This is a genomic window from Pseudomonas sp. PSB11 (assembly GCF_014596605.1).
GTDB lineage: Bacteria > Pseudomonadota > Gammaproteobacteria > Pseudomonadales > Pseudomonadaceae > Aquipseudomonas > Aquipseudomonas umsongensis.
In genome coordinates this window covers 31,666-57,918 of record NZ_NOIO01000033.1, presented here as the reverse complement: position 1 = coordinate 57,918, position 26,253 = coordinate 31,666, and the positions used below count along the sequence as shown (strand labels likewise).

The following is a 26,253-nucleotide window of genomic DNA, read 5'->3' as shown; positions in this document are numbered from 1 at the left end:
CGCTGGTGCCCTTGATGCTGTCGGGAATGACGCTGGCGCTCAGGGCTTCGAGGGAGTCGAAGCCGAGGGTGTTGAGCATGGCTTGCTCGTCACCGGCGCGGGGGCCGATGTGGCGGGCGATGAATTCGTCATGGGTGTCGAGGAGGGCGGTCATGGGCAGTCCTCAGGCGTCGATCTGGTCTTGGATCAGGCGGTCGTAGGCGGCCTGATCCAGCAGTTGGTCGAGCGCGGCAGCGTCAGCGGGCTGGAAACGGAAGAACCAGCCTTCGCCCAGCGGATCTTCGTTGACCAGTTCCGGGTTGCTGTCCAGTTCCGAATTCACGTGCAGCACCTCACCGTCCAGCGGCATGCCGATGCTGCTGGCGGCTTTCACCGATTCCACGACCGACACTTCGGCTCCGGCGTCGAAGCTGCCCAACTCAGGCATCTGAACGAATACCACATCCCCCAATGCCTGTTGGGCAAACGCCGTGATGCCAACGGTGACAGTGCCGTCAGCTTCGGTGCGCAGCCATTCGTGTTCGACGGTAAAACGCAATTCGCTCATATCAACTCCTCATTGTTCAGACTCATCCGCTGCAGGTGGCGGAGGCGATTGGCAGGCTCGGATGTGGGCTCGAGCTTGGCTGTAGGAGAGATAGCAAGGGCGATGCCAAGGTATAAAAGTTGTTATAAATCAATTGGTTGATTGTTTATCAGGTGGCTTGAGGCGTTGCTGCTGTATTGAAATCAAGACAGAGAGGCGAAGGGAAGGGGCGCAAGCCCGGAGTAGCAGGTCGAGAAGGTTTTGTCTTGATTTCGATACGCTGTATCGATTTGCACACAGATTGCTGCACGCACTGTGGGAGCGGGCTTGCTCGCGAATGCGGTGTGTCATTCAACAGATGAGTTGACGGACCTGCAGCTTTCGCGAGCAAGCCCGCTCCCACATTTGACCGAGGTGGTCTTACGACTTGTTGGGTATGCCGTACTTGCGCAGGCGGATGGCAATCGCACTATGGGAGGTTTGCAGGCGTGCCGCGAGCAAGCGGCTGGACGGATAGCTTTGGTAAAGCTGCTCCAGCAACTTCCTTTCAAACCCTTCGACAGCCTCCTCAAGGCTGCCCACCTCGCCATCGTTCCGGCGCTCCACAGCGGTGCGCGCAATGTCCAGGTCGTCAATGTCCACCAACGGGCTCTCGCAGATCGCCGCCGCGCGAAAGATCACGTTTTGCAGTTGCCGCACATTACCCGGCCAGCGGTTTCCCAGCAGGGCGGGAAAGGTGCTCGGCGCCAGGCGACAGACCGGGCGCTGGATCTGCGCGCAAGCCTGCTGCATGAAGTGCTGGGCCATCAACAGGATGTCGTGGCCACGTTCGCGCAGCGGCGGCACCTGCAGGTTGAGGACATTGAGGCGGTAGAACAGGTCTTCGCGAAAGTGCCCTTCGCCGACCATTTTTTCCAGGTCGCGGTGGGTCGCGCTAAGGATCCGCACATTGACCTTGACCTCGCGATCGCCCCCGACCCGACGGAAGCAGCCATCACTCAAAAAGCGCAGCAGCTTGGCTTGCAGGTACGGCGACATCTCGCCGACTTCATCGAGAAATACCGTGCCCTGGTCAGCCAGTTCCAGCAGCCCGAGCTTGCCACCCCGTTGCGCCCCGGTGAACGCGCCGGGGGCGTAGCCGAACAGCTCGCTTTCGGCCAGGCTCTCGGGCAGCGCCGCGCAATTGAGGGCCAGGAACGGCTTGTCACGGCGACCGCTGATTGCGTGACAGGCGCGGGCCACCAGTTCCTTGCCGGTGCCGGTTTCACCCTGGATCAACAGCGGTGCGTCGAGGGCCGCCACCCGTTGCGCGCGGGCCTTGAGCGAGCGGATCGGCGGCGACTCGCCGAGCAGCGCATCGAAACCTTCGGCGTGATCATGGTGCAGCGCCGAGAGGCGTTCGCCAATGCGATTCGGCTGATAGAGGGTGAGCAGGGCGCCAGCGTCGGTAATCGGCATGGCGTCGAGCAGCAACGTGTGGCCGCCAAGGCTGACCTCGTGCATGGGCAGGCGAAAATGGTGGGCGATCAAGGTGCTTTGCAAATCGGCATCGTCGAACAGCGCGCTCAGCGATTCACCGGCCGGTTCGCGACCGCACAGGGCGATCAATGCCGGGTTGGCCAGCAGCACATGACCGCGATCATCGACCGCCAGCACTGGGTCGGAACTGGCGGCGAGCAAGGCATCCAGTTGCAGGCGCCGTCGTTGCCCGGGAAGGATGTCGACCAGGGTCACCGCCTGCACGCCGCGCACGCCGAACAGTGCCTCGCGCAACTCTTCCAGTACTTCCGCGCCAAGGGTCGGGGCATCGATGTAGACGTTCGGCGGCACCATTTCCACGGCGTCCAGATTGAAGCTGCGCCCGCCGAGCAGGGCCAGCACTTCCTGGGTGATGCCGACGCGGTCGATGAAGGTGACGTGGATGCGCATGACAGGCCTGCAAGATGGGCGAACGGAAATCAGTATGCCGGGGCGAATTCGAATTTGGCGAGCATCACATTACCCGCTGGCCGTTTTGCGGGTGCTGGCGGCCAGGTCCTCGAGAAACGCCTGAAGGATCGGCGGCGGTGCCACACCGCGCCGGGTGATCACGTCGAACGGTGATTTCAGCCGCAGGCTCGCCGGGCCCAGTTGATGCATTTCGCCTGACTTGAGCCACTGGGCGGCGAAGTGCTCGGGCAGAAAACCCATGTAGGCGCCGGAGATGATCAGGATCGCCGAGGCCTCGATATTGTCCACGGTGGCCGCCGCCTTGCTCACGCCCAAGTGTTCCAGATCGTATTGCTGCATGTAGCCGCGCACGACGATGCGACCCGCGCCGATTTCTTCGAGCAGCTCGGCACCTTCGGCCGTGCTCCCATACAGCGGGTGCCGGCGCCCGCAATACAAACCCAGCGCTTCCTGATACAGCGGCGATTGCAGCAGGCCCGGTACATGGATCGGAAAATGCCCGATGGCCAGGTGCAGGCGACCGTCGAGCACCCGTTCTTCCAGTTCTGCCGGAGTGCCGACGTACACGTTCAGGTGCACGTCATGCCCCCGTGACACGAAGCGCTGGGTGGTGCGCGGGATCGGCGAATCGGGGTCGGTGATGGTGGTGTCGATGATCCCCAGGTTGAGCTTGCCGCTGATGTGCTGCTTGAGCACGTCGGCGTCCATGCAGAAATTTTCCACCGCCGACAGCAGGCGCTGGGTGGCTTCATGGATTGCCACGCCTTGCTCGGTCAGGCGAAAACCGCTGCGCCCGCGCTGGCAGAGCTTGACCCCAAGGCGGGTTTCCAGATGAGTCATCTGTTCGCTGATGGTCGACTGCCCGGCGTTCAACGCCGCCTGGGCGGCGGAGAAACCGCCGCAGCGGACAATCGTGGCAAATACCCTGAGCAGTTTCAGGTCGACATCGTGCAGTTGGATCATCGGGAACCTCCGGCATGGGGATGCATCGGGAATGCCGATATGAGTATCTGATGTTTAGCATTTTTTCCACGAAAACCTGCGCTCATAGTCTTTCCAACGGCGGTCGCCTTGCAGTTCCGCCAAGCCGATAACAAGAAGTGGAGAGGCTAGAAATGTCGAACAACGGTTATGAATCCGGTCGTCTGAACCTGCCATTCGTGGGGCATTGCACCTTTGGCAAATCCCCGGTGTGCACCGATTGGGATGCGCTGGATGCCGACGTCGCGGTGCTTGGCGTGCCCAACGACATGGGCACCCAGTGGCGCTCCGGCGCACGCTTCGGACCACGCGGGATTCGTGAAGCATCGACGCTGTTTTCCTTCGGCCACGCCGGTGCCTACGATCACGAAGATGACGTGATGTACCTCACCGCATCGGACGTGCGCATGGTCGACGTCGGTGATGCCGACATCGTCCACACCGACATGGCCACCAGCAACAAGAACACCGAATACGCCGTACGCAAGATCCTCGATGCCGGTGTGATGCCGGTGGTGCTGGGCGGCGATCATTCGGTGCACGCACCGGTAATCAAGGCCTTCGAAGGGCGCGGCCCGATCCACATCATCCACTTCGATGCACACCTGGACTTCGTCGACGAGCGCCACGGCGTGCGTTACGGTCACGGCAACCCGCTGCGCCGCGCCTCGGAAATGAACCACATTGTCGGCATGACCCAGATGGGCATCCGCAATGTCTCGTCGTCCAACCGCGACGACTACGAAGCGGCTCACGAGGCCGGTTCGAAGATCCTCTCGGTGCGCGATGTGCGTCGCCTTGGCGTCGAAGGTGTACTGGCGCTGATCCCGCAGAACATCAACTACTACATCACTATCGACATCGACGGTTTCGACCCGTCCATCGCCCCCGGCACCGGCACCCCGAGCCACGGCGGCTTCCTCTACTACGAAGTGCTGGAAATCATCCAGGCCCTGGCCAAGCGCAGCAAAGGCAACATCGTGGGCATGGACCTGGTGGAGGTGGCACCGGTGTACGACCCGACCGGCATGACCTCGATCCTCGCTGCGCAGCTGCTGCTCAACAGCATCGGCTTCATCTTCCACGAGCGGGGCAAGGTGCGGGCCGCCGCTGAAAGTGAAGTCTCTCCAGCCTGAACATCGAAACCACATAACCCGGCAGTGCATGACTGCCGGGCAGAGAGAATAAAAATGGACACGATCGTCAAAAATTACCTGCAGAAGTTTGGTGTCAGCGAAGCCACCCAGACCTTCCTTAGCAAAGCGCAGAAGATGTTCATAGGCGGTACCTGGGTCGACGCCAGCGACGGCCAGACGTCCGACGTCATCGAGCCCTCGACCGAAGGCCTGATCACCCGCATTCCCATGGGCACCACTGAAGACCTGGACCGCGCCGTGCAAGCCGCCCGGGCCCAGTTCGACGGTGGCGAATGGAGCCAGGCAAAACCGGCGCAACGCGAACGCCTGATCCAGCGCCTGGCGGATTTGATCGAACAGAACGCCGCGGAGCTGGCGCAAATCGAATCGATCGACATGGGCAAGTCGGTCGCCTTCGCCAAGGACGTCGATATCCAGGGCACCGTCGATACCCTGCGCTATTTCGCCGGTTGGGCCACCAAGCTCCACGGCCGTACCGTCGAGCCCTCGCTGCCGGGTAATTACCTGGCCTATACCCGCAAGGAAGCGGTGGGTGTGGTCGGCGCCATCGTACCGTGGAACTTCCCGCTGCAAACCATGGCCTGGAAACTTGGCGCGGCGCTGGCCACCGGTTGCACCGTGGTGGTCAAGCCCGCTGAGCTGACCTCGCTGTCGGCCCTGCGTTTCGCGCAACTGGTGCAGGAAGCGGGCATTCCGGACGGCGTGATCAACATCGTCACTGGTCGCGGCAGCGTGGTCGGCGCGGCCATGACCACCCACCCCGGCATCGACAAATTGACCTTCACCGGTTCCACCCCGGTGGGCCTTACCGTTGGCCGCGCGGCGCTGGACGACATGAAGCGGCTGACCCTCGAACTCGGTGGAAAATCGCCAGTCATCGTGTTTGCCGATGCCGACATTCCGGCCGCGGCACAAGCGGTCGCCAATGGCGTATTTTTCAACTCCGGGCAGGTATGCGATGCCGGCACGCGGGCTTATATTCATAGCAGCGTCCATGACGAATTCCTGCGTGAGCTGATCGCCTATACACGCACCCTGAAAATGGCCCCGGGCCTGGACCCGGACTGCTTCATCGGCCCACTGGTGTCAGCCCTGCAAAAGCAGCGCGTGAGCGAATACATCGAGACCGGCAAGGCCGAAGGCGCCGAACTGGTGTACGGCGGCCAACCGGTCGATGGCCCGGGGTTCTTCGTCGAGCCGACCATCTTCGCCAACTGCCGCAACGACATGCGCATCGTCCAGGAAGAAATCTTCGGTCCGGTGCTGGTGACAGCAAAGTTCGATGATGATGAAGAGGCCCTGGCCCTGGCCAATGACTCACCTTTTGGCTTGGCGGCTGCCCTGTACTCCAACGACCTGGGCAAGGTGCATCGCCTGATACCACGCCTCAAGGCCGGCTCGGTCTACGTCAACGCCCATGGCACCCTCGACCCGTCGATGCCGTTCGGTGGCTACAAGCAGTCCGGGTTCGGCAAGGACCTGGGCGCCGAGCAGCTCGATTACCTGCTCGAAACCAAGGCGGTGTGGATCACCTTGCCGTGAGTCATGGCTGACTCTTGAACGACACAAACCCTGTGGGAGCGAGCCTGCTCGCGAAGAGGCTGGCATATCCAGCATCAATGTCGCCTGAAACATCGCCTTCGCGAGCAGGCTCGCTCCCACAGGTTCCCCACCAGGGATGTCGTTCACCCAAAAGAACGCGGTTATCTCGTCATGATCTTCCAACAATAAGAGTCCATCATGAACACTAACGCCAAGTCCGCCACGAGTGTGTCCTCCCTCGACGACAAATCCGTTGTCGAGGGGCATTCGATTGACTTCATCCCCGAGAACGAGCGCACCGACAAACTGTCGAGCCAGGGCCCGTTCTGGTTCCTCGGCAATTTCACCTTCTTCACCATGACCATCGGCTTCGTCGGCCCAAGCGTCGGCCTGACCGCGCTCTGGACCACACTCGCCGGCACCCTGGGCATCATGTTCGGCACGCTGTTCATGGCGTTTCACGGTTCGCAAGGGCCGCACCTCGGCTTGCCACAGATGATCCAGTCCCGCGCGCAGTTCGGTTATCGTGGGGTGATCCTGGTGCTGCTGGCGACGCTGTTCGTGTTCGCCGGGTTCAACATCGTCAACCTGGTGCTGATGATGCAGGGCCTGCACACGCTGTTCGGTTTCAGCCCCGCGGTGATCGCGGTGGCGGTGACCCTCCCGGCGGCGGTGTTGGCGATCCTCGGCCATGACTGGATGCACCGCAGCTTCAAATGGGCGTTGTGCCTGTCGCTGCCGCTGTACGGCCTGGTGACCCTGGCGGTGTTGATGGGCTGGGTGCCGGACGCCGTGTTGCCGGCGCTGGCCGAGGGCGAAGCGGCCCCGGCACCGCTGGGCTTCAACTGGACCGGTTTTATCGCGCAGTTCGCGGCCGCGGCGAGTTACAACATCGCCTATGCCCCCTACGTGTCGGACTACTCGCGTTACCTGCCGAAGAACACCTCCAGCGGCAAGCTGATCGCCGTGGTGTTTCTCGGCGCTTCGTTGTCCGGCGCGTGGATGATTTCCGTCGGTGGCTGGCTGGCCGATCACCTGCACTCCACCGATGTACTGGTGGCCCTGGGGCAAGTCGGCAACACCGTGTCGCCACTGATGGGCACGGCGGTCGTGGTGGTGACCATCCTGGCCTTCCTGCCCGTGATCGCGATGAACATCTACAGCGCCAAGTTGACCACCCTGACCTGTGTCGATTCGATCAGGCACATCGAGCCGACCCGCAAGGCGCGGATCCTCGCCATCGCGTTCGTAATCCTGCTGCAACTGGGCGTGGCCCTGAGCATCCAGAGTTCCGGCAAAGGCCTGTCGGTGCTCGGCATCTACCTGGTGGTGATGCTGTACTTCCTGGTGCCCTGGACCTCGGTCAACCTCACGGATTATTTCTTCGTGCGCAAGGGCCGCTACGCCATCCCGCACTTCTTCATGCCCCACGGCAACATCTACGGCAGCTGGGGCCTGCGTGGCATTGCCGCCTATGCCATCGGCTTTATCTCGATGATTCCGTTCTTCTACATCTACGACGGCGTCGAACAACGCGAAGTGTATGTCGGCCCGCTGGCCAAGGCCCTGGGCAGCATCGACATCGCCTGGCTGGTGGGGCTGATCGTCTCGGGCCTGGCGTACTACTGGCTGAGCCGTTCGATCGACCTTGCGCGCGAAGAGGCCGTTATCCAGCAGGTCGAAATAACCTCCCCGCAATACACCACTGGCGACACGCTGACCCATAAACAGCAACCACGGCCGGTATTCACTCAATCGACGGTCGGGAGATAGCCATGACCACGCAAAAATACGACTACATCATCATTGGCGCAGGCTCGGCAGGTTGTGTGTTGGCCAACCGCCTGAGTGAAGACCCGGCCACCTCGGTGCTGGTCCTGGAATTCGGCGGCAGCGACAAGAGCGTGGTGATCCAGATGCCCAGTGCGTTCTCGATCCCGATGAACACCAAGAAGTACAACTGGCGCTACGAAACCGAGCCGGAAACCTACCTCAACGGCCGGCGCATTCATTGCCCGCGGGGCAAGGTGCTGGGGGGATCATCGTCGATCAATGGCCTGGTTTACATTCGCGGCCACGCCCTGGATTTCGACGAATGGGAATCCCTTGGCGCCCAGGGCTGGGGCTACAAGAATTGCCTGCCGTACTTCAAGCGCGCCGAAAGCTACGAGTCCGGTGGCGACATTTATCGGGGGCAGACCGGACCCCTGCACACCACCAATGGCAACCACATGAAAAATCCGTTGTACGGGGCCTGGGTCGAAGCCGGCGCGGAGGCGGGCTACATCAAGACCGAAGATTGCAACGGCTACATGCAGGAAGGTTTCGGTGCAATGCACATGACCGTGAAAAATGGCGTGCGCTGCTCCACGGCCAACGCCTACTTGCGTCCGGCCATGGGCCGTCCGAACCTGACGGTGATCACCCATGCGATGACGCGCCAGATCATCCTCGAAGGCAAGCGTGCAGTCGGGGTGATGTATGACCACGGTGGTCAGACCCACCAGGTTTATTGCAACCGCGAAGTCCTGATCTCGTCCGGGCCGATCGGTTCGCCGCACCTGCTGCAACGCTCCGGCATCGGCCCGGCCGAGGTCCTGCGCAAGGCCGGGATCGGCGTGCGCCATGACCTGCCGGGGGTAGGGGAGAACCTGCAGGATCACGCCGAGGTGTACATTCAGTTCGGCTGCAAGGAACCGGTGACGCTCAACAGCAAGATGGACCCGCTGAGCAAATTGATGATCGGTTTGCGCTGGCTGCTGTTCAAGGACGGCCTGGGCGCCACCAACCACTTCGAGGCCGGTGGTTTCATTCGCTCCGAAAAGGGCCTGCGCTGGCCGGACATCCAGTTCCACTTCCTGCCGGCAGCGATGCGCTACGACGGCAACAAGCCGATCAAGGGCCACGGTTTCATGGTACTCACAGGGCCGAACAAGCCGAAAAGCCGTGGTTATGTACGGGCGCGGTCGGCCGATCCGTACGAACACCCGGAGATTCGTTTCAACTACCTGGAGCGCGAAGAGGACCGCGAAGGCTTCCGCCGCTGCATCCGCCTGACCCGGGAGATCATCGGCCAGAAAGCCATGGACCGTTTCCGCGACGGCGAAATCGCTCCCGGAGCGCTGGTGACCAGCGATGAAGACCTCGACGCCTTTGTCCGTGACAACCTCGAAAGCACCTACCATCCGTGTGGCTCGTGCCGCATGGGCGAGGACGACATGGCGGTGGTGGATTCCGAGCTGCGGGTGCATGGCATCCAGGGGTTGCGGGTCATCGACTCTTCGGTGTTCCCGACCGAACCGAACGGCAATCTCAATGCGCCGACCATCATGCTCGCCGAACGGGCTTCGGACCTGGTTCGCGGGGTGAAGATGCTGCCAGCGTCGGATGTGCCGGTGGGGCTGGTAGAGAATTGGGAAAACAGCCAGCGCACGACCTTGCCAGGACGTAACGTGCGCGTTTAAGCAAATCCTGTATGGGAGCGAGCCTGCTCGCGAAAGCGATGGACCAGTCAACATCAATGTTGAATGTCATGGCCCTTCGCGAGCAGGCTCGCACCCACAGGAAAAATTCGATTGCCATTGCTAGGCTCAAACTCCCAAGACCGCAATGGAGCACCCTCATGGCTATCCTGGCCCTGCGCGCCGACGCCTCCCACATCGACACGATCGCGCCGTTATTCGACGCTTATCGTGGCTTCTACGGCCAGCCGTCGAACCTGCCCCAGTCCCGCGACTTCATCGCCGAACGCATCGCCCGCGACGAGTCGGTGATCTTCTTCGCCGAGGACACCGACGGCCAGGCGCTGGGTTTCGTGCAGATGTTCCCGACCTTTTCCTCCATCGACGCCCACCGCACCTGGCTGCTCGGCGACCTGTTCACCAGGCCCGCCGCCCGGGGCAAAGGTGTTGGTACGCTGCTGATGAATACCGCCCGCGACTTTGCACGGTTGATGGGAGCCAAGGGCATGACCCTGGAAACCGCCACCGACAACTTCAGTGCCCAGCGCCTGTATGAGTCACTGGGCTATGTACGCGATCCGGGCTACTACACCTATTGCCTGGACTTGAAACAAGACTAGGTTCAAAAAAAGCGGCAGCCTCGACGAGGCTGCCGCTCTGGAGGCAGGTTTTCATCTGCGGCGAAACGCGGCGCTTTTCGTCCATTGCAAGCAAGCTTGCTGTTGAAATTTTCTCAAGCTGCTGGCTGTTTTACTTCGCCGAACACCGGACGAAAGAAGGAGCGTTCATAGCTGAGGATGCAGCGCGTTTCTTCTGCGTACTTGAAGGCGGCGATGCATTCCGCATCCTTCATAGACTGTTGGCGATACGTTTCGTAGGCCGCAAGGCTAGGGAAGGTGAACATGGCCAGGGCAACGTTGTTGGCCCCTTCGGACGGCAGGAAGTAGCCGTGATGCTGGCCGCCGAACTTCTCCACCAGTGGAATCCACAGTTTGCCGTAGTGTTCGAATGCATCGAGCTTGTAGGGGTCCAGCGCATATTTCAGGTAGCAGGTGACCATCGGTTTTTTCTCTCTGACAGGTTAGCTATGTTCGGTGGTTGAATCGTCCGGCAGGTCGGGCAGAAGCCGCGCCGCCACGTTTGCGACAGCCTCGCCGCTGGTATCGCGCTTGAGCCATTCGGCCGGCGGCCAGCCCACCACGTTGAGGAAGGTTCGGGAGAACGAGGCTTGCGAACTGTAGCCGACTGTCGGGGCGATGACTTTGATCTGCACACCATCGCGCAATAGATCCTGGGCCAGTTTCATTCGCCAGGCGGTGACGTAGCCCATCGGCGAAATTTCCATGATCCGGGTAAAACAGGCGGCAAATTTTGACCGCGACATATTCGCAAGGCTGGCCATTTTCTCTACGGTCCAGGGCGCCTCGGGCTCCTGGTGAATGCGCTTGAACACTGTCCCGAGGCGCCCATCCTGAAGGGCGTAGAGCAAACCGCTGGATATCTTGCCCTCGCTGACCGAGCGGCGCACCAGGAGCACGAACAGGTATTCGAGCAGCAGGTTCAGGGCTTTGGTTCGACCGGGGGCCTGGTCCTGAAATTCATTGATCAGGGGGCCGAGCAGGGGCGTGAGGTTTTCCAGTTGGCGAAAGGCAAACACCAGGGTTTCCTTGAGCCCGAGCGGGAAGGGCTGCAGGGAGTTGCGTCCGAACTGGAACGAGGCGCAGATCAATTCGGCGCCCTCGACCGCGCTTGAGCGCAATTGATAACGGCAGCTGCTGGGGCAAAACAGCACACTGGGCTCGCTGATCGAGATCGTTGGCAGCCCCGGTTGCACCATGTGGATACCGCCGCGACGGATCACATGGATGAACGCCATGCCCGGCGGCTTGTCGAGCACCAATGTGCCCACCATGGGGCCGGAAAAGAACAGCCGACCCTGCAGATGTGTGCGCTCGAAGAATTCGGAAAGGATATCCATGTTGGAGACGCCTGGGTAAAGACGCTGTACGTCCTGGCAAAAGAGGAACAGGGCGCGACCGTAGGATGACGTTCTCGCCGATGGTAAACAACACCCCTGCCGGGTGCCATGGCGCAGCGCGATTTTTCCATCCTTGAGCGGAGTCAACTGTCATGAGCAACGATTCGATTCGCACCACCGCCCCGTATGCCGACCCGACAGAGCCTGCGCTGCCGGACCCGGGCATGCAGCTCGACCTGGCCCGCGCAGCACTGGTGGTCATCGACCCGCAGATCGACTTCCTCAGCCCCGAAGGTGTGAGCTGGGGTGTATTCGGCAAGAGTGTAGTGGAGCACGATGTGGTCAATCACCTCGGGCAGTTGTTTGCCGCTGCCAAAGAAGCAGGCATCACCGTCGCTGTTTCCCCGCACTATTACTACCCGTGCGATCACGACTGGCATTTCGGCGGGCCGCTGGAAAAGGTCATGCACAGCATCTGCATGTTCGATCGGCAGGGGCCGCTGAGCCTCGACGGTTTCGAAAACTCAGGTGCCGACTTCATGCCCGGGTTCAAGCCCTACATTCTCGACGGCAAGACCATCATCGCTTCGCCGCATAAAGTGTACGGCCCTGAAACCAATGACTTGGCGTTGCAACTGCGCAAGCACGGTGTTTCGCAAATCATTCTGGCGGGGATGGCGGCGAACCTCTGTGTCGAGTCGCACCTGCGTGAGTTGCTGGAGCAGGGCTTTGAAGTGGCGGTGGTCCGCGACGCCACCGCCGGCCCGAGCACGCCGGAGGGCGATGGCTACCTGGCTGCGTTGATCAACTACCGTTATATCGCCAACGCCCTGTGGACCACGGCGCAGACGCTGGACTATCTCAAGACCTGATCGCCCTGATACCAGGGGGGAGACGGCTGTACCCGATTTACTGCAGGAGCGAGCATGCTCCGGGCGGCGTTCCGACGATGGTCGTCAACGATGACGCGGGGAGCCTGGCACCCCGCGGTGCCCTCAGGTTTCTCGCGAGCATGCTCGCTCCTACAGGTTCCAATAACGCTATCGTGATCTGACCTCCCGTGCCGATCGCCAATCAGCGACATTCCATGCAGAAGTAGGGCATGACGTCGGAACTGGCATCGTAGCCATTGCTGCCATCGGCGTAATGATTGTGCCGCAGGCGGTCGGAGCCGCCTTCCGCCACCCTTGTCCCGCGCATCGAGTTGTATCCGCCTGCGGCAACGTTGTTTTGCTTCAGTCGATCGGAACCGTCCGATGCCAGTTGCCGCTCGCGCAGGCGTTCGGCGCCGCCCTCGGCCAGTTGCCGTTCTCTCAAACGATCAGCCCCACCTTCGGCGACCTTATTCTGCTTGAGCTGCCGTTCTCTCAGGCGATCGGCGCCACCTTCGGCGACCTGATTCTGCTTGAGACGCTGCGCACCATCGGCAGCCAGTTGTGGTTCCTTGGTGCGGTCTGCACCCCCCTCGGCAGCGTTGTGCACGGCCGTGTGGGCGCCGGACGTTCCGGCGCCCGCTTCGGCGGCCTGTGCGTTGGCCGCGAGCAAACCGAGGGCCGAAAAGAGGGCAAGTCCTACTGCAAGGCGGGGGGTGTTCATCATGTTCACCTAATGAGTCACGGGATTGTTCAAGCAACAAGTGGGCAGGCAGGAATGCCGGCTATTGCAGCCCTGACATTCGATGCCTGCATCTTAATTGCCTGAAAAATCCCGTCACTCATGCATAGGTTGTCCAGATCAACATCCAGGTATTAGCCGCTCATACGCAAGTATGCCGAGCGACTTTCAATCGGCAGGCAACACGGGCGGCTTGCCCTGGTCCTTCAACAGAAAGACGACGAATTTCGCCGGCTTGTCCTTGCTGGCATTGCGGCCCACCGTGTGAATGTCGTTGGGGCCTTCATGGAAGCTCTGTCCGGGCATCAACGTGACTTCCTTGCCACCCTTGACCCCCATGACGATCGAGCCTTCGAGCACATAGATGAAACCGTGGGCGTCGTGTCGATGAACCGGGTCGGCACCGCCCGGCGGGTATTCAACGGTGAGCATCAGCACTTCCTTGCCGGGGTAATCGGGCAGCGCCGTGACCGACACTTCCTTGACATCCGGGTGCGGCGCGTCGGCGGCCAGGACCCGGGCTGGCAGGGTGGACAGTGCAAGCAGGGCGAGGAGAACGTGGGTTCGCATGGGACTCTCCTGAATGTGTACGCGGTTTGCCTTATTAGACGCCAGCGCTCTTGAGCCATTGATCGAAGTGAATCTTGCCGAGGATGGGATTGGCGCCAGGGGTCAGTGACTGGTCGTTGATGATCGCGCCGTAATATCCGGCGTTGTCGTCGGTAATCACTTCACGCTGATCCTTGGTGTGTTGCAGGTAGGTTTTTGCGAACGACACCAGAGGTTGTTTGTCAGGGCCAGCCACTTCCTCGATTTTGCCGGTGGGCGCCGCCACGGCAATTTTGGCCAGTGCCGCGGCGACATCGGCCGAGGCGATCGGCTGCAGGGCGGCCGATGTCAGGCGAATGGTGTCGCCTTGTGCGCCTGATTGTGCAATGGCGCCGATGAACTCGAAGAACTGCGTAGCGCGCAGGATCGAGTAAGGCACACCGGCTTTCTTGATGATCTCTTCCTGGGCCATCTTGGCGCGAAAGTAGCCGCTTTCGAGCATCCGCTCCGTGCCCACTACCGAAAGCGCGACGTGATGCTTGACCCCGGCGGCCTTCTCGGCGGCGGCAAGATTGCGCCCGGATTTTTCGAAGAATTCCAGCACGGCGGGATCTTCGAACGAAGGTGAATTGGCGACGTCGACCACCACGTCGGCGCCTTGCAGCGCGGCCTGCAAGCCTTCTCCGGTGACGGCGTTGACGCCGGTACTCGGCGTGGCGGGCACCACATCATGTCCGCCTTCGCGCAGGAGTTTGCACAGTTGTGTTCCAATCAAGCCCGTACCGCCGATGACGACAATTTTCATGTTTGAGCCTCCGTCTGTTGGTGTGGCATGCCACGCACGTCGTGAGTAGCTAGTCTAGGCGGGCGAACGCGGGGCGTGGGTTGGCGGGATGGACGGCAGGCCTTGGCCTCGCGCGTCTGAAAAGCTTCGGTTCAGGGCCTTGGCCATGCTCAAATGGCAGCCATTTTTTTGCTTCGGGCTGGAACTGGAAATGAACAAAGTGGCGGTGATGACCCTCGTCCTGATCCTCGGTGCAGGCCTGTTCGCCACGCAAGCGAACGCGCAGGGCGATGCCGAGGCGGGCGGTAAACTGTTCAAGCGGGTGTGCGGTGGCTGCCACCAGATCGGCGAGTCGGCGCGGGCGTTTTTTGGTCCGCAACTCAACGGTGTTGTCGGACGGGTTGCCGGCAGCACCACGGACTATCAGTACTCCGACGCGATGAAATCGTCGGGCATTGTCTGGACGCGTGAAAAACTGGCGGCGTACATCGAGGACCCGAAAGCCGTGGTGTCGGGCACGCGGATGATTTTCTGGGGGATCAGCGATCGAGAGAAGATCGATGATTTGCTGGCTTACATCCAGACCTTCCCGGCACCCTGAAAACTGGCAGATGTACCTCGACCTGTAGGAGCTGCCGCAGGCTGCGATCTTTTGATCTTGCTTTGGCCCTGGAAAAATCAAAAGATCGCAGCCTGCGGCAGCTCCTACAGGGGTGCATTTTTAGCGACGCAGTTCAGCGCAATGGTCCTGCTCCGGTTGCGCTGCCGTATACCACACATAATCCGCGCTGTCGGCGCTCACGGTCTTGCCCACTTCAGCCAGCACCAGCACTGCGTTACCTTCGCCAGCGCCGAGGTCCTGCAGGTGCAACGGCACCCCCAGATCCTTGCGCACATGGAACGCCCCGGCCAGCAACAGCGCGGGCGTCGGCGCCGCCAGCAGACGTTCGGCCATGCGCCGGTCACGCTGTTGCTGCACAGCGAGCATCGCCGGCATTTGCGCTTCGGGCAGCAAGCCGCAATGGGACGCGCGGATATCGTCCAGCAATGTCGCTTGTACCCTTTGGGTAGTGGACGCTTCACCGCTGAGCGGCGGGCGCTGTCTGTAGATCTGCATGATCTGCGCCCGGTCCAGGTTGGCCGACAGCAGGGGGTAGGGTTGGCGCAGGGCGTAGGTGACCAGTGCGCCGTAGACGCCCCAATCCCAGTTGGCCTGCCAGGACAGCGCCTGGTAAGCGTCGGCCGGTGGTTGGCCGGCACGGGTCGCGGCCTGGGCCGCATCGACTTTTGCCTGTTGGTCGGGGTTGAGCATTTCCATCAACAGGCTGCCTTGTGGACGTTGGGCCGCCAGTTGGCGCAGCAGCCACAGTTGCAAGGCATGGTGATCCGGATTGTCGTGTTGCTCGCCGACCAGCACCCGTGGCGCAATCGCCAGGCGCTCGACCAGCTCCTGCGGGGTGAGGGCGCGTCCGGTGGCGAGTTCGCGGATCACCCCGAGATCGGCGTGATCTCGCCCTTGCGGGGCGATTGCCGATGGAGGCGCTGCGACGTAATGGGTTTGGCAGGCAGCCAGCAGACTGACCAGGCATAGCAGCAGAATACGCATCGGTTTTCCTCGTTAGTCGGTGGTCCCTACGCTCGCATTAGCGATAGGGGGCGGGAATCAGCGCGCGATAATCAACGGATGACCGCGTTCCGGATGCCGCTGAATCAGCACCTGCAGCCCGTACACCGCCTCCAGGGCCTGGGCGGTCAGGACTTCATCCGGTGGACCATAGGCGTGCGGGCGACCCTCCTGCAACAGCAACAAATGATCGCAATAACGGGCAGCCAGGTTCAGGTCGTGCAGGATCACCAGCACCGCCGCACCACGCCCGGCGAAATCGCGCACCGCTTGCAGAATGGTGTGCTGGTGCAGCGGGTCGAGCATCGAGGTGGGTTCGTCGAGCAGCAGGGTCTGACCCTCGGCACCCGGCCACAATTGCGCGAGCACCCGCGCCAGGTGCACACGCTGGCGTTCGCCACCGGACAGGGCCAGATAACTGCGTCCCGCCAGGTGCAGGGCGTCGGCGGCGCTCAGGGCCTGGGCGACAATTTGCGCATCGCGCACGCGCCCGCTGGCATGGGGCAGGCGACCCATGCCCACCACTTCATTGACTGAGAAAGCAAAGTTCAGGCTCGAACTCTGGGGCAAGACCGCCAGGCGTCTGGCTCGCTCCTGGCCCGGCCAGTCGGCGATTGCACGTTCGTCGAGGCTGACCGTGCCTGCGTTGGCCGGCAGCTCATCGCACAAAGCGGCCAGCAGGGTGCTTTTACCGGCGCCGTTGGGGCCCAGCACGCCGAGGACTTGACCCGGATGCAGCTCGATGTCGATGTCCGCCAGTACGGTGCGATTGCCGCGTCGCACCATTAAATTGTTGGCTCGCAGCATCAGGAGCGCCCCCGTACCAGCAGATAAAGGAAGAAGGGCGCACCGATGAGTGCGGTGACGATGCCGATCGGCAACTCGGCCGGCGCCAGCAGCAAACGCGCGACCAGATCGGCCAGCAACAACAGGCTGGCGCCGGCCAGCAATGAAGCAGGCAGCAACACCCGATGATCGGGACCGACCAGCAGTCGCATCAGGTGCGGTACCACCAGGCCGATAAAGCCGATCAGGCCGGCCGCCGCCACTGCGGCCCCCACACCCAGCGCGGTGCACAGCACCAGCTCAAGCTTGATCCGCTCGACATTGAAACCCAGGTGGCGGGCTTCGGACTCCCCCAACAGCAGCGCATTGAGCGCCGCCGCGCGCCGCGGCAACCACAACGCCACGCCCACCGCCACGATCAGCAGCGGCCACAGGCGCGGGTAACTGGCGCCGTTGAGGCTGCCCATGTTCCAGAAGGTCAGGGTGCGCAGCGTGGCGTCATCGGCCAGGTAGGTGAACAGACCAACCCCGGCCCCGGCCATGGCCGTCATCGCCACGCCTGCCAGGAGCATGGTGGCGACGTTGGTCTGGCCGTCGCTGCGGCCAAAGCGATACACCATCGCCGTGACGATCAGGCCACCGGCGAAGGCGCACACCGACAGCAGGTACGGCTCGATGGCCGGCGGCAAACCGCCCAGCAGACTGCCGCCGACGATGGCGACAGCCGCACCCAGCGCCGCGCCGCCGGACACCCCGACCAGCCCCGGGTCCGCTAGCGGATTGCGAAACAACCCTTGCATGGCCACGCCGGACAACGCGAGCACCGAACCCACCGCGATGCCGAGCAAACTGCGCGGCAGGCGAATCTGACCCAGAATCAGCTGCGCCTGTTGGCTGTCGCCTCCCTCCACCGGCAATCCGAGCAGCCGCAACCCGGCCAGGAATGTATCGCCCAGCGGCAGGCTGACCGGCCCCAGGGCCAGGGACAGCCAGAACACCAGCAGCAATAACAGACCCAGGGTAATCAGCATCGGCCGTGGCCGAACGATGGCCGTCATCGGGCGCTCTCTGTTGTCGGGAGCCCGGCCATGTGAACCTGTGCCGACGGATAGAATGCCTTCGCCCGCGGGTAACCGACGCTCGGCACGCTGTGCAATGGGCGCGGGTGCTGACTGGTGCTGTCGACGCCCACCAGCTTGCCCTCGCCAGCGAGGGCGACCACCCATTCGCTGAAGGCGCCGCCGGCACTGACCCAGCGCCGGGGCAGGGCGTCGGCCATGGTCATTTGGCTCGGGAGCAGGCCGGCGCAGGCCTGCAGGCATTTGATACGCATCAGGTCGCTTCCTTAGTCGATCAGTTGGGTGACCCATTCACCGTTGGCATCGAAACCTTCGAAGCCGGTGATGATGCCATCGACGCCCGGCTCGCGCACCCGTGATACCGATGACGCCGGCCTCGGTCGCTTGATCCGGACAACTGGCTTGTGCAGGTTGCGGCAACCAGGGATCAGCCTTGCGCAACCCATAGTGGTCGTTGGCCTGCCAGCGATGTGGCCCGAAAGATCAACCCAACGTGCCGGCCCCTGGCAATGTCATGTCTTCACCCTGCAACCCGGCGCTTCAAGGCCCGTTCAATGCACGCCAGCAGCGCATCGGTGTTGAACGGCTTGGAGAAATAACCTTCGGGTTTACGCACGCGGGCACTGAATTGTGGCGGCAGGCCGGGCTTTGCGGTGATGAACAGGGTAGGAATATGGATGTTTCTGCTCGCCAGGGACTCGTACATTTCCACTCCACACATGCCTGGCATCTGGATATCCGACACCAGGCAGTCTGTCTGCGCAGGTCCGCTGGATTCCAGGAACGCCCAGGCACTGCTGTAGGTCTTTACGGTGTAACCATAAGAGCGCAACAAACTGTCCAGTGAGACAAGAATGAGTTCGTCATCATCAACAACTGAAATAATAGCTGGGTTGAACATGTAGAAACCTGCGTCATTGCGAGTGGCGCTAATGGGAGCCCGTCATACCGCCAAGGTATGTGCTGCACAAAAGTGCAGGAACCTGCTTGGGTATGTGCAGTTGTTTTTTGCGCGGTGGTTGCGATGGGTCGCTTCTGTTGATTGCCTCACCCTGGCTGGTCATGGGGCAGGTTGTTCTCGATCATCGACAGAAAACGCGCGTTGCGCCGCACGCATTCTTCAAAAAAACGCTTGCTCGCATTGTCCTTGTTGGCGGTGGCGGATGCACGGTAGTCACGCAGCAAGGCATCGACGGCCCGCAGCCGACGCATGCCCTGACCAATGCTGGTCAGGCAGTCGGCAAAACACTGCGGCCCACAGGCGTCATTCAGGAAATAGAGCGCCGCGGTATCGGCGTAGCCCCCGAGGTCGGTGATGCCGCTGATGAGAAAATCGGCATAGTCGGTATTGGCGCGCACCAGGCGATGGAACAACTGTTGCACCGGCAGGAAGCTGCCATTGCGCACTTTCTTTTGACCCAGCCTGAGTTGCGCGAGCATGCCCAGCGTAGTGCCCAGGATCTGCGTCAATGCGTCGATGATCTCTATGCGTTCTGCGGTCGACAGCGAGGTATGCGCGCCATAGCGGCTGAGGCGCAGCGGATGACTGACGAAGTACAGCTTTTGCAGTGCGTTCATGGCAACCATCCCCAGGTCAGCGCATTGGCGCGATGAGTGGATTTTTTCGAGGTGACCAGCCTAAAGCGATGGACCCGCGATAACACTCCTACCTCAAGACACCGCGCTAGCACATGGGGTCAGGCCCGTCATACCTGGGTATGAGCGGCGGGATACTGCGGCACAACAGCGGGTTCACGGCATTGATAGACATTGCCGGTGTCGATGTCGCCGGCTCCCGGCGCCAGGTGGGGAGGAAGATGCTCATCGTGTCTGGGGGCTGTCAAAGCAATCGCAAACAGCATCTGCGTGCCGACCCCCAGGGTGCTGTCGACCCAGATCCGGCCGCCGTGAAATTCAATGATCGAGCGGCAGATCGAGAGGCCCATCCCCAGGCCGGTGGGTTTGGTCGTAAAGAACGGATCGAACAACGAGGGCAGGATATCTTCGGCAATCCCGGTGCCGGAGTCGGCGATTTCAAGCACCGCCTCGTTGCCCTGGACGGAGGTGTGTATGCGCAGCGTTCGTGGGCGGTCATGCACGTTGGCCATGGCCTGGCAGGCATTGATGATCAGGTTGATGATCACTTGCTGCAGTTGAACCCGGTCGCCCTTGATGTGAGCGCCGGGTGCACCCAGCTGCAGGTGCGGGCGAACCTGATGGTTGCCGATGTCATGTTGCATGAGCGCCAGTGAGTCTCGGACGATCTCGTCGAATACTTCGGCCTTGCGTTGCACATCGCTCTGGCGCGACAGCGCCCTGATACAGGTGATGACATCGCTTACCCTGGATGAATTCTGGATGATCCGGTCCAGCGAACGGCGGGCTTCTTCGAGGTTCGGCTCGGGGCGGTTGATCCAGCGTTTGCACGATTCTCCGCTGGTGATCACCGCCGCCAGGGGCTGGTTGATTTCATGGGCAATGGTGGCGGCCAGTTCGCCCATGGATGTAATCCGCGTGACATGGGCGAGCTTGGCCTGGGAATGAAACAGCGCTTCCTCCGATTGCCGGGATGCAGTCACGTCCATCAATGCGCCGACGTATTCAACGCGCCGGCCATGGTTGAACAGCGGATTGGCGAGCATCTGCACCTGCTTGATCCGCCCATCGGGCATGACCAGCCGATATTCCACTTCGATCAGGTTTTGCCGGCGTGCAGCCTGTTCCAGAACACTGTCGACGATGGGCAGGTCATCGGGGTGCATGCGCGCCCTGACCATGGCCAGGGTCGGTGCGACATTCAGCGGGTATTCGAAAATGCGTGAGGCCTCTTCCGACCATGACAGCATCACCGGGTCATCGATGATCAGGCCGATACTGCCGGTATGGCTGAGTTTCTGGGCACCCAGGAAAAACGCCTCTTTGCGCCGCAACGTATCGCTGGCGCGCTTGCTGCGCAGCGCCAGCAGGGTGATGGTGGTCAGCGCGATCAGGCAGCGCACGAAACCGGCGATGAGCCTGTGATCACGATACCCTTCATCGATGATGAAACTGGCGCTCAGGATGGCCATGCAACTGAAGGCAACGGTCAGGAACACCGGCACGGAAAATATGCTTGCCGACATGAACACCAGCGTGATGTACAGCAGGGTCGGCGCGACATCCAGGTCGAGCAGCGAATTGGTAATGAAGATCATGCTGCCGACGGCAATGGCGGCCAGCCAGGCGACGGGGTCTGAAAAAAAAAGTTTCTTGCAACGTTTAATGATAGACATTTGTTCTTCCGGATTTTTGCTATCGAACGGCAACTCACAAGGCATCGGTGATGCCGGGCAAACTCTTTGAAGTGTTGGTGTTTGATCGGACTGGAGAAAAAACGCCCGCCAGAAAAACCAGTGGCGGGCGCTTGGGAAAGGCCCCGGGCCAGCAAGGAGTGGGCTGGTCGGGATACAGGCGTAGACTTCACATCACCCGGCGAGGCCAGGTGGCTGAACGAGCGGTTGGCGCCTCAGGCGATTGAGCGTCAGCAGGCGCAGTACATAACCGAGTTTGATGGCGGTGGGCCCCAGTATCGTCATGGCATGGGCCATCACCAGGCCGGGCAGCGACAGATGCTGATCCAGGCCGTAAGCCAGAATGGCGCCGACGACCAGTGCGACCAGCCCTGCGATCAGCATGACGTGCGACAACTTCAAGGCCCGATGCGGATGCTCAAAAAAACCAGACATGTCGATCACCTGCGTCTTGCAGTGCCAGGGTGTAGGGTGACGGCCGTGGTTGGCACGGCCGTATCGATCGTCCTCAGGCCACCGGAATCAACGGATCGGCGGCCGCCAGCGCCACGGCTCGATCAGCCGCCGGCGGATAGATCCACAGGGTGTTGATCTGAGTCTTGAGCTCCTTGGCTTCTTGCTTGATCAGCTTGACCTGGCGATCCCAGCCCTCGGTGAATACAGCGCCCCAGGCGCCCAGGTCCACGCAGGTGACATACTTGGGTTGGCTGTAGGCGATCGGCTCGACACCCAGCAACTCGGCGGCGACGTTATTGCCGGCATAACGACCCAGGGCGATGGCGTGCTGGCAGGACATTGCCGCGAAGTTGCCCAGGTCGTCGGTGGCGGCATAGGCCACGTCACCGCTGGCGTACACATCGGCGTGACCGCGCACCTTGAGGTGCTGATCGACATGCAGGCGGCCCTGATGATCGCGGGTACCTTGCACTTGCTCGGTCAGCGAGTTGGCACGGAAACCGACGGTCCAGATCACCGTGTTCGACTCGATACGCTGGCCATCGGCAAGGGTGACGCCGTTGGCATCGACCGCGGCCACAGTGGTGTTGAGTATCCACTGGATGCCCAGGTGCTCCGAGGCTTCAACGATCGTAGGGCGGATGCCGTCACCCAGGGCGGCGCCGATTTGCGCGGCACGGTCAACCACGACGACCCGGATGTCAGCGTCTTCACCGAGTACGGCACGCAGGCGCGCCGGCATTTCGGTTGCTGTTTCGATCCCTGTGAAACCACCGCCTGCCACCACTACGGTGTTGCGGGCCGCACTGACCGGCTTGTCCTTCAGGGATTTGATGTGAGCTTCCAGGCGAGTGGCGGACTCGATCTCATCGACATCGAAGGCGTGTTCCAGGCCGTCGACCGGGGGACGCATCAGCTTGCTGCCAGCGGCCAGCACCAGGCGGTCGTAGCCCAGCTTGCCCTGGATACCTGCGGCGTTGACGTAGCTGACCTGTCTGCTGCTCTCGTCGATAACCTCGGCCGACCCCTTGACGAATTTCACCCCCACGGCGTCGAACAGCTCGTCCAACGGTGCCTTCATGGTGTGCACGTCAGGCTCGTAGAAGCGCGGGCGGATGCGCAGCTCGGCCTGAGGAGCCAACACGGTGATCTCGACGTCATTTCGATCGTGCTTGTCCAGCAGACGGGCAGCGCTCAAGGCGCTCCAGACACCACCGAACCCTGCACCAATAATCAAGATTTGCTGTTTCATTGTTTAGCTCCTGAAGAACAATCGAGGGCGTGAATAAGTTATTGCCGCACGTCCGCTGTGGCTGATTGTTTGCGCTGTCGTTCACAGCACGAAACATCGGGATCGGCTTGATCTGCAACAGATGTTATTCGAGGGTGATAACGCTGGCACTGCTACATAGGGTCAGCCCGGGTATGACTAGGTATTAATGAGCTATACCAAAGTGTTAGTTGCCTTGATAAACAAAGATCAGTGGAGTCTCGCGAGCACTGCTTCGATACAGGCGAGCAACTTTTCGGTGGAGAAGGGTTTGGGAAAGAAGGCAATGGGAATCCTGGCATGGTTACCCGGCGGCCGCTGCGCGCCGGGGTTGCCGGTAATGAAGATCACCGGGATATGTATGGCCCTGGTCGCCAGTTCTTCATACAGGGCGATCCCGTCCATTTGCGGCATTTGTATATCGCAGATCAAACAGGACGTAATAAACGGACCATCGGAATCGAGAAACTCATGGGATCCGCTGTAAGTTCGAACTGTATATCCACTGGAACGCAAGAAACTGTCCAGGGCCATGCGAACCGCTTCATCGTTGTCGACTACGGCAATCATTGCCTCTTTGTGCATAGTGGTGACCTGCGTAGTCGCGCAAAATACTTGGAGTCACTGCGCCATCAATGCAAGATACGCCGTCATGATCGGGTGCACAGTATACGTGGGTATATTCATCGTATAGCGGGCTGGGTCGCCAACACCTCGGCCATGCGTACCAGATCGGCAAAGGAGCGCGCACCCATTTTGCGCATGGCCTGGCCGCGGTGGATCTTCACGGTGATTTCGCTCAGGCCGATTTCGCCGGCAATCTGCTTGTTCATCAAGCCCGAGGCGGCCAGCGCCATGACCGTTTGTTCCCGCGCGGTCAACGTCTGGTGGCGCGCACGCAATTGTTCGGCATGGCGCTCGGACTCGCGACGCTGCCGGTCGCGGCTGTGGGCAGCGCAAACCGCATCGATCAGGTCCTGTTCGCGAAAGGGCTTGGTCAGGAAATCCACCGCGCCGGCTTTCATTGCCCGTACCGTCATGGCGATGTCACCGTAGCCGGTAATGAACACGATGGGCACGTTGATGCCGGCGGCGGCCAATTCGTTTTGAAAGTCCAGGCCACTGCTGCCTTGCAACCTCACATCCAGTACCAGGCAACTGGCCGTGTCCGGGCGCGGGTACTTCATGAAGTCGGCCACCGAGCCGAACAACTCGACCCTCAAGCCGATGGAACGCAACAGGCTGCCGAGGGATTCGCGCAGTGGCGCATCGTCGTCGACGACGAAAACCATGGAGTCGTTATGATTGATTTTGTTGAGGGGGTGTTGTTCGTTCATGGCTGGTTTCCAAGAGGCTGGACATGCAACCGCCCGGCGCGGTGTTCCTGGCGAGGGGCGCAACATTAAATGCAGGTTGGGCGGGCGGCACTCATACCTGTGTATTAGATGGCCGCGGCGTATCCCGCGTCGTTGGCGACCCGTATCGGCAAGGCAAACAGAAACGAGCTGCCCTGGCCTGTGGTGCTGGTGGCCCAGATCCGGCCCGCGTGGTAATCGATGATCGAGCGGCAAATGCACAGTCCCATTCCCAGGCCGTTTTCCTTGGTGGTGAAGAACGGTGTGAACAACTGCGGCAAGACCTCGCTGGCGATGCCCGGACCCTGGTCGGCCACCTCCAGCACGGCCTCGTTATCCTTTACCCAGGTGCGGATCAGCAGTGCCCGTTGTGTGGCGTTGACCGAGTCCATCGCCTGGCAGGCGTTGACGATCAGGTTGATGATGACTTGCTGCAGTTGCACGCGATCGGCGCTGACCTGGCCGCCGAATGCGTTCAGCTCGATGTTCGGCTTGATCTGGTGATGGGCCAGTTCATAGCGGAGCAGGCTCAAGGTCTCGCTGACAATGTCGTTGAGCGATTCGTTTCGGCGCAGCGGATCGCTCTTGCGCGACAAGGCCCGAACACGGCGGGTGATTTCGGTGGCTCGATGGGCGCTGGCGATGATTCGCTCCAGTGCCTGGCGTGCTTCGGCCAGATCGGGCTGCGGGCGGTTCAGCCAGTTGCGACAAGCTTCGCCGCTGCTGGCGATCGCCGCCAGCGGTTGATTGACTTCATGGGCAATGGACGCTGCCAGCTCACCCAGGGATGTCACGCGGGTGACATGGGCCAACTGGGTCTGGGCGCGGAACAGCGCTTCTTCGGCCTGTTTGCTGGCGCTCACGTCCATCAGCGCGCCCAGGTATTCAATGCGCCTGTGCCGGACGAGGAGTGGGGTGGCGAGCATGTGCAAATGCTTGACGCGTCCATCGGGCATCAACAGGCGGTGCCTGACTTCGATCAGGGTCGCATGGCGCGCCGCCTTTTCGAAGCCGGCCAGCACCAGGGGCACGTCATCGGGGTGGGTGCGCTCCAGGTACAAGGACGCCGAGGCGGGGGCGGCCGCCGGGTATTCGAGTATGCGTGCCACTTGCTCCGACCAGCTCATGCTCGCGAGGTTTGCGTGAAAGCCGAAGCAACCGGTCTGGGTCAGGCGCTGGGCACCGGTCATATAGACTTCCTTGTGGCGCAGGCTGTCGGATGCCTGCTTGCTGCGCAGCGCCAGGAAGATGATCGCCGCCAGCACCGTCAGGCTGCGCAGCAAGTCCGAGGTCGATTCCCAGCGGTAAAAGCCATCCTGATACAGGCATATCGACGTCAATGCCACCATGCAGAACAGCGCGACCACGATCACCGCACTGATCGACAACAGGTTGATTGCCATCAGCAACAATGCGATGTACAGCGTCGTGGTGGCGTAGTCGACCCGGGTTTCGGTATTGATCAGTATCCCGCACGCCACGATCAGCCCCATCAGCCATACCAAGAGGTTTTCCAGGGGCTTGAGACTCAGGCCGGGCGTTAGGCGAGACGTCCTTTTTTCGCCGCGGTTGTACAGCATCTTGCTGTAGATTCCTTTCACGAAGGTAGGTGCGCTGCGTGCAGTGGCAGGCTTTTTTGTCGGGGTGTCGATCATGCGCGCCTCGGTTGTTCGTTCGGGCTGGAAGCGGAGAATCGGTTCGGTATCCTAGAAGCACGGGGTCTGATTCCGTTAGGACAAAAAACCCGAAAAAACTGCCGCGGTGATCGACTTGGGCGTTTTCCGCAGTAACGACTAACCCCTTCATTGCATTGGTTTTTTTTGGCGAGGGTCATACCGAAGTATCAACCTG

At 61.2% G+C, this 26,253-nt stretch carries 28 protein-coding genes and 1 pseudogene; 7 read left to right on the top strand and 22 right to left on the bottom strand.

From position 1 onward, the window contains the following. The 4 genes from CGA21_RS26775 to CGA21_RS26760 form a co-directional block, all read right to left on the bottom strand. Positions 1 to 154: hypothetical protein (locus tag CGA21_RS26775; RefSeq protein WP_188265408.1), on the bottom strand; the 154-nt coding region annotated here is incomplete at its 3' end. A 9-nt stretch (positions 155 to 163) separates the two neighbouring features. After that, positions 164 to 547, bottom strand: coding sequence for a glycine cleavage system protein GcvH (gcvH, locus tag CGA21_RS26770; protein ID WP_188265407.1), 384 nt, complete (start codon positions 545 to 547; stop codon positions 164 to 166). 399 nt (positions 548 to 946) lie between these two features. Next, positions 947 to 2,455 (bottom strand): sigma-54-dependent transcriptional regulator, encoded by a 1,509-nt coding sequence (locus CGA21_RS26765; RefSeq protein ID WP_188265406.1) that lies wholly within the window; start codon positions 2,453 to 2,455, stop codon positions 947 to 949. Between the two features lie 69 nt (positions 2,456 to 2,524). Further along, a complete protein-coding gene (locus CGA21_RS26760; RefSeq protein WP_110754988.1) occupies positions 2,525 to 3,439 on the bottom strand; it encodes a LysR family transcriptional regulator in 915 nt (304 codons plus the stop codon). A gap of 152 nt (positions 3,440 to 3,591) precedes the next feature. On the opposite strand from CGA21_RS26760, the gene speB reads away from it, so the two are divergent. The 5 genes from speB (at position 3,592) to CGA21_RS26735 (ending at position 10,237) form a co-directional block, all read left to right on the top strand. Further along, positions 3,592 to 4,593 carry an agmatinase gene (gene speB, locus CGA21_RS26755; RefSeq protein WP_188265405.1) on the top strand — a complete coding sequence of 334 codons (1,002 nt, stop codon included), beginning with the start codon at positions 3,592 to 3,594 and terminating at the stop codon, positions 4,591 to 4,593. Positions 4,594 to 4,647: 54 nt separating this feature from the next. Continuing rightward, a complete protein-coding gene (locus CGA21_RS26750) occupies positions 4,648 to 6,156 on the top strand; it encodes an aldehyde dehydrogenase family protein (protein ID WP_188265404.1) in 1,509 nt (502 codons plus the stop codon). Positions 6,157 to 6,354: 198 nt separating this feature from the next. Continuing rightward, complete coding sequence (locus CGA21_RS26745; protein ID WP_110754985.1) at positions 6,355 to 7,929, top strand: purine-cytosine permease family protein; 1,575 nt, start codon at positions 6,355 to 6,357, stop codon at positions 7,927 to 7,929. Between the two features lie 2 nt (positions 7,930 to 7,931). After that, on the top strand, positions 7,932 to 9,620 hold the full coding sequence (betA, locus tag CGA21_RS26740; protein ID WP_188265403.1) for a choline dehydrogenase: 1,689 nt from the start codon (positions 7,932 to 7,934) through the stop codon (positions 9,618 to 9,620). A gap of 158 nt (positions 9,621 to 9,778) precedes the next feature. Continuing rightward, positions 9,779 to 10,237 carry a GNAT family N-acetyltransferase gene (locus CGA21_RS26735; RefSeq protein WP_110754983.1) on the top strand — a complete coding sequence of 153 codons (459 nt, stop codon included), beginning with the start codon at positions 9,779 to 9,781 and terminating at the stop codon, positions 10,235 to 10,237. A 113-nt stretch (positions 10,238 to 10,350) separates the two neighbouring features. Here CGA21_RS26735 and CGA21_RS26730 read toward each other — a convergent pair whose 3' ends face one another. Both CGA21_RS26730 and CGA21_RS26725 read right to left on the bottom strand, forming a co-directional pair. Then, positions 10,351 to 10,677, bottom strand: a complete 327-nt coding sequence (locus tag CGA21_RS26730; RefSeq protein WP_188265402.1) for an NIPSNAP family protein — start codon at positions 10,675 to 10,677, stop codon at positions 10,351 to 10,353. Positions 10,678 to 10,698: 21 nt separating this feature from the next. Then, positions 10,699 to 11,595 carry an AraC family transcriptional regulator gene (locus CGA21_RS26725; RefSeq protein WP_188265401.1) on the bottom strand — a complete coding sequence of 299 codons (897 nt, stop codon included), beginning with the start codon at positions 11,593 to 11,595 and terminating at the stop codon, positions 10,699 to 10,701. A 152-nt stretch (positions 11,596 to 11,747) separates the two neighbouring features. Here CGA21_RS26725 and CGA21_RS26720 point away from each other — a divergent pair, with 152 nt between their 5' ends. Then, positions 11,748 to 12,467 (top strand): cysteine hydrolase family protein, encoded by a 720-nt coding sequence (locus CGA21_RS26720; protein ID WP_033042620.1) that lies wholly within the window; start codon positions 11,748 to 11,750, stop codon positions 12,465 to 12,467. 202 nt (positions 12,468 to 12,669) lie between these two features. Here CGA21_RS26720 and CGA21_RS26715 read toward each other — a convergent pair whose 3' ends face one another. From CGA21_RS26715 to CGA21_RS26705, 3 genes are all read right to left on the bottom strand, one after another. Continuing rightward, positions 12,670 to 13,191, bottom strand: coding sequence for a phage infection protein (locus tag CGA21_RS26715; RefSeq protein WP_223194274.1), 522 nt, complete (start codon positions 13,189 to 13,191; stop codon positions 12,670 to 12,672). A gap of 186 nt (positions 13,192 to 13,377) precedes the next feature. After that, a complete protein-coding gene (locus CGA21_RS26710; RefSeq protein WP_110754980.1) occupies positions 13,378 to 13,779 on the bottom strand; it encodes a cupin domain-containing protein in 402 nt (133 codons plus the stop codon). Positions 13,780 to 13,813: 34 nt separating this feature from the next. Further along, entirely contained in the window at positions 13,814 to 14,563 is a 750-nt protein-coding gene (locus CGA21_RS26705; RefSeq protein ID WP_188265400.1) for an SDR family oxidoreductase, read from the bottom strand. Positions 14,564 to 14,753: 190 nt separating this feature from the next. On the opposite strand from CGA21_RS26705, the gene CGA21_RS26700 reads away from it, so the two are divergent. Further along, positions 14,754 to 15,143: a c-type cytochrome gene (locus CGA21_RS26700; protein ID WP_110754995.1), complete on the top strand. Its 390-nt coding sequence runs from the start codon at positions 14,754 to 14,756 to the stop codon at positions 15,141 to 15,143. A 120-nt stretch (positions 15,144 to 15,263) separates the two neighbouring features. Here CGA21_RS26700 and CGA21_RS26695 read toward each other — a convergent pair whose 3' ends face one another. The 13 genes and pseudogenes from CGA21_RS26695 to CGA21_RS26635 all read right to left on the bottom strand — a co-directional run bounded on the left by CGA21_RS26695 (position 15,264) and on the right by CGA21_RS26635 (position 26,057). Next, positions 15,264 to 16,148 carry a ChaN family lipoprotein gene (locus CGA21_RS26695; protein WP_188265399.1) on the bottom strand — a complete coding sequence of 295 codons (885 nt, stop codon included), beginning with the start codon at positions 16,146 to 16,148 and terminating at the stop codon, positions 15,264 to 15,266. A 57-nt stretch (positions 16,149 to 16,205) separates the two neighbouring features. Further along, positions 16,206 to 16,973, bottom strand: coding sequence for a heme ABC transporter ATP-binding protein (locus CGA21_RS26690; protein WP_110754977.1), 768 nt, complete (start codon positions 16,971 to 16,973; stop codon positions 16,206 to 16,208). Continuing rightward, positions 16,973 to 17,956, bottom strand: coding sequence for a FecCD family ABC transporter permease (locus tag CGA21_RS26685; protein ID WP_188265411.1), 984 nt, complete (start codon positions 17,954 to 17,956; stop codon positions 16,973 to 16,975). Before CGA21_RS26685 ends, CGA21_RS26690 begins: the two co-directional genes overlap by 1 nt. Positions 17,957 to 18,075: 119 nt before the next feature. After that, a pseudogene (locus CGA21_RS26680) lies at positions 18,076 to 18,285 on the bottom strand (hemin ABC transporter substrate-binding protein); the annotation flags it as partial. A 12-nt stretch (positions 18,286 to 18,297) separates the two neighbouring features. After that, on the bottom strand, positions 18,298 to 18,477 hold the full coding sequence (locus CGA21_RS26675) for a hypothetical protein (RefSeq protein WP_146235767.1): 180 nt from the start codon (positions 18,475 to 18,477) through the stop codon (positions 18,298 to 18,300). Positions 18,478 to 18,551: 74 nt separating this feature from the next. Next, complete coding sequence (locus CGA21_RS26670; protein ID WP_110754975.1) at positions 18,552 to 18,932, bottom strand: response regulator transcription factor; 381 nt, start codon at positions 18,930 to 18,932, stop codon at positions 18,552 to 18,554. A 146-nt stretch (positions 18,933 to 19,078) separates the two neighbouring features. Beyond that, the gene (locus CGA21_RS26665; RefSeq protein WP_188265398.1) at positions 19,079 to 19,609 is read right to left on the bottom strand and encodes a ferritin-like domain-containing protein; all 531 of its coding nucleotides are present in this window, start codon (positions 19,607 to 19,609) and stop codon (positions 19,079 to 19,081) included. Positions 19,610 to 19,737: 128 nt separating this feature from the next. Next, entirely contained in the window at positions 19,738 to 21,303 is a 1,566-nt protein-coding gene (locus CGA21_RS26660; protein ID WP_188265397.1) for a sensor histidine kinase, read from the bottom strand. 192 nt (positions 21,304 to 21,495) lie between these two features. After that, positions 21,496 to 21,756 carry a transmembrane sensor/regulator PpyR gene (locus tag CGA21_RS26655; RefSeq protein WP_110754974.1) on the bottom strand — a complete coding sequence of 87 codons (261 nt, stop codon included), beginning with the start codon at positions 21,754 to 21,756 and terminating at the stop codon, positions 21,496 to 21,498. Positions 21,757 to 21,829: 73 nt separating this feature from the next. Then, positions 21,830 to 23,029: an NAD(P)/FAD-dependent oxidoreductase gene (locus tag CGA21_RS26650; protein ID WP_188265396.1), complete on the bottom strand. Its 1,200-nt coding sequence runs from the start codon at positions 23,027 to 23,029 to the stop codon at positions 21,830 to 21,832. A gap of 228 nt (positions 23,030 to 23,257) precedes the next feature. Continuing rightward, the gene (locus tag CGA21_RS26645) at positions 23,258 to 23,632 is read right to left on the bottom strand and encodes a response regulator transcription factor (protein ID WP_110754972.1); all 375 of its coding nucleotides are present in this window, start codon (positions 23,630 to 23,632) and stop codon (positions 23,258 to 23,260) included. Between the two features lie 98 nt (positions 23,633 to 23,730). Beyond that, the gene (locus CGA21_RS26640) at positions 23,731 to 24,384 is read right to left on the bottom strand and encodes a response regulator transcription factor (protein ID WP_110754971.1); all 654 of its coding nucleotides are present in this window, start codon (positions 24,382 to 24,384) and stop codon (positions 23,731 to 23,733) included. Positions 24,385 to 24,488: 104 nt separating this feature from the next. Beyond that, positions 24,489 to 26,057 (bottom strand): sensor histidine kinase, encoded by a 1,569-nt coding sequence (locus CGA21_RS26635; protein WP_223194273.1) that lies wholly within the window; start codon positions 26,055 to 26,057, stop codon positions 24,489 to 24,491. Between the last annotated feature and the right edge of the window lie 196 nt (positions 26,058 to 26,253).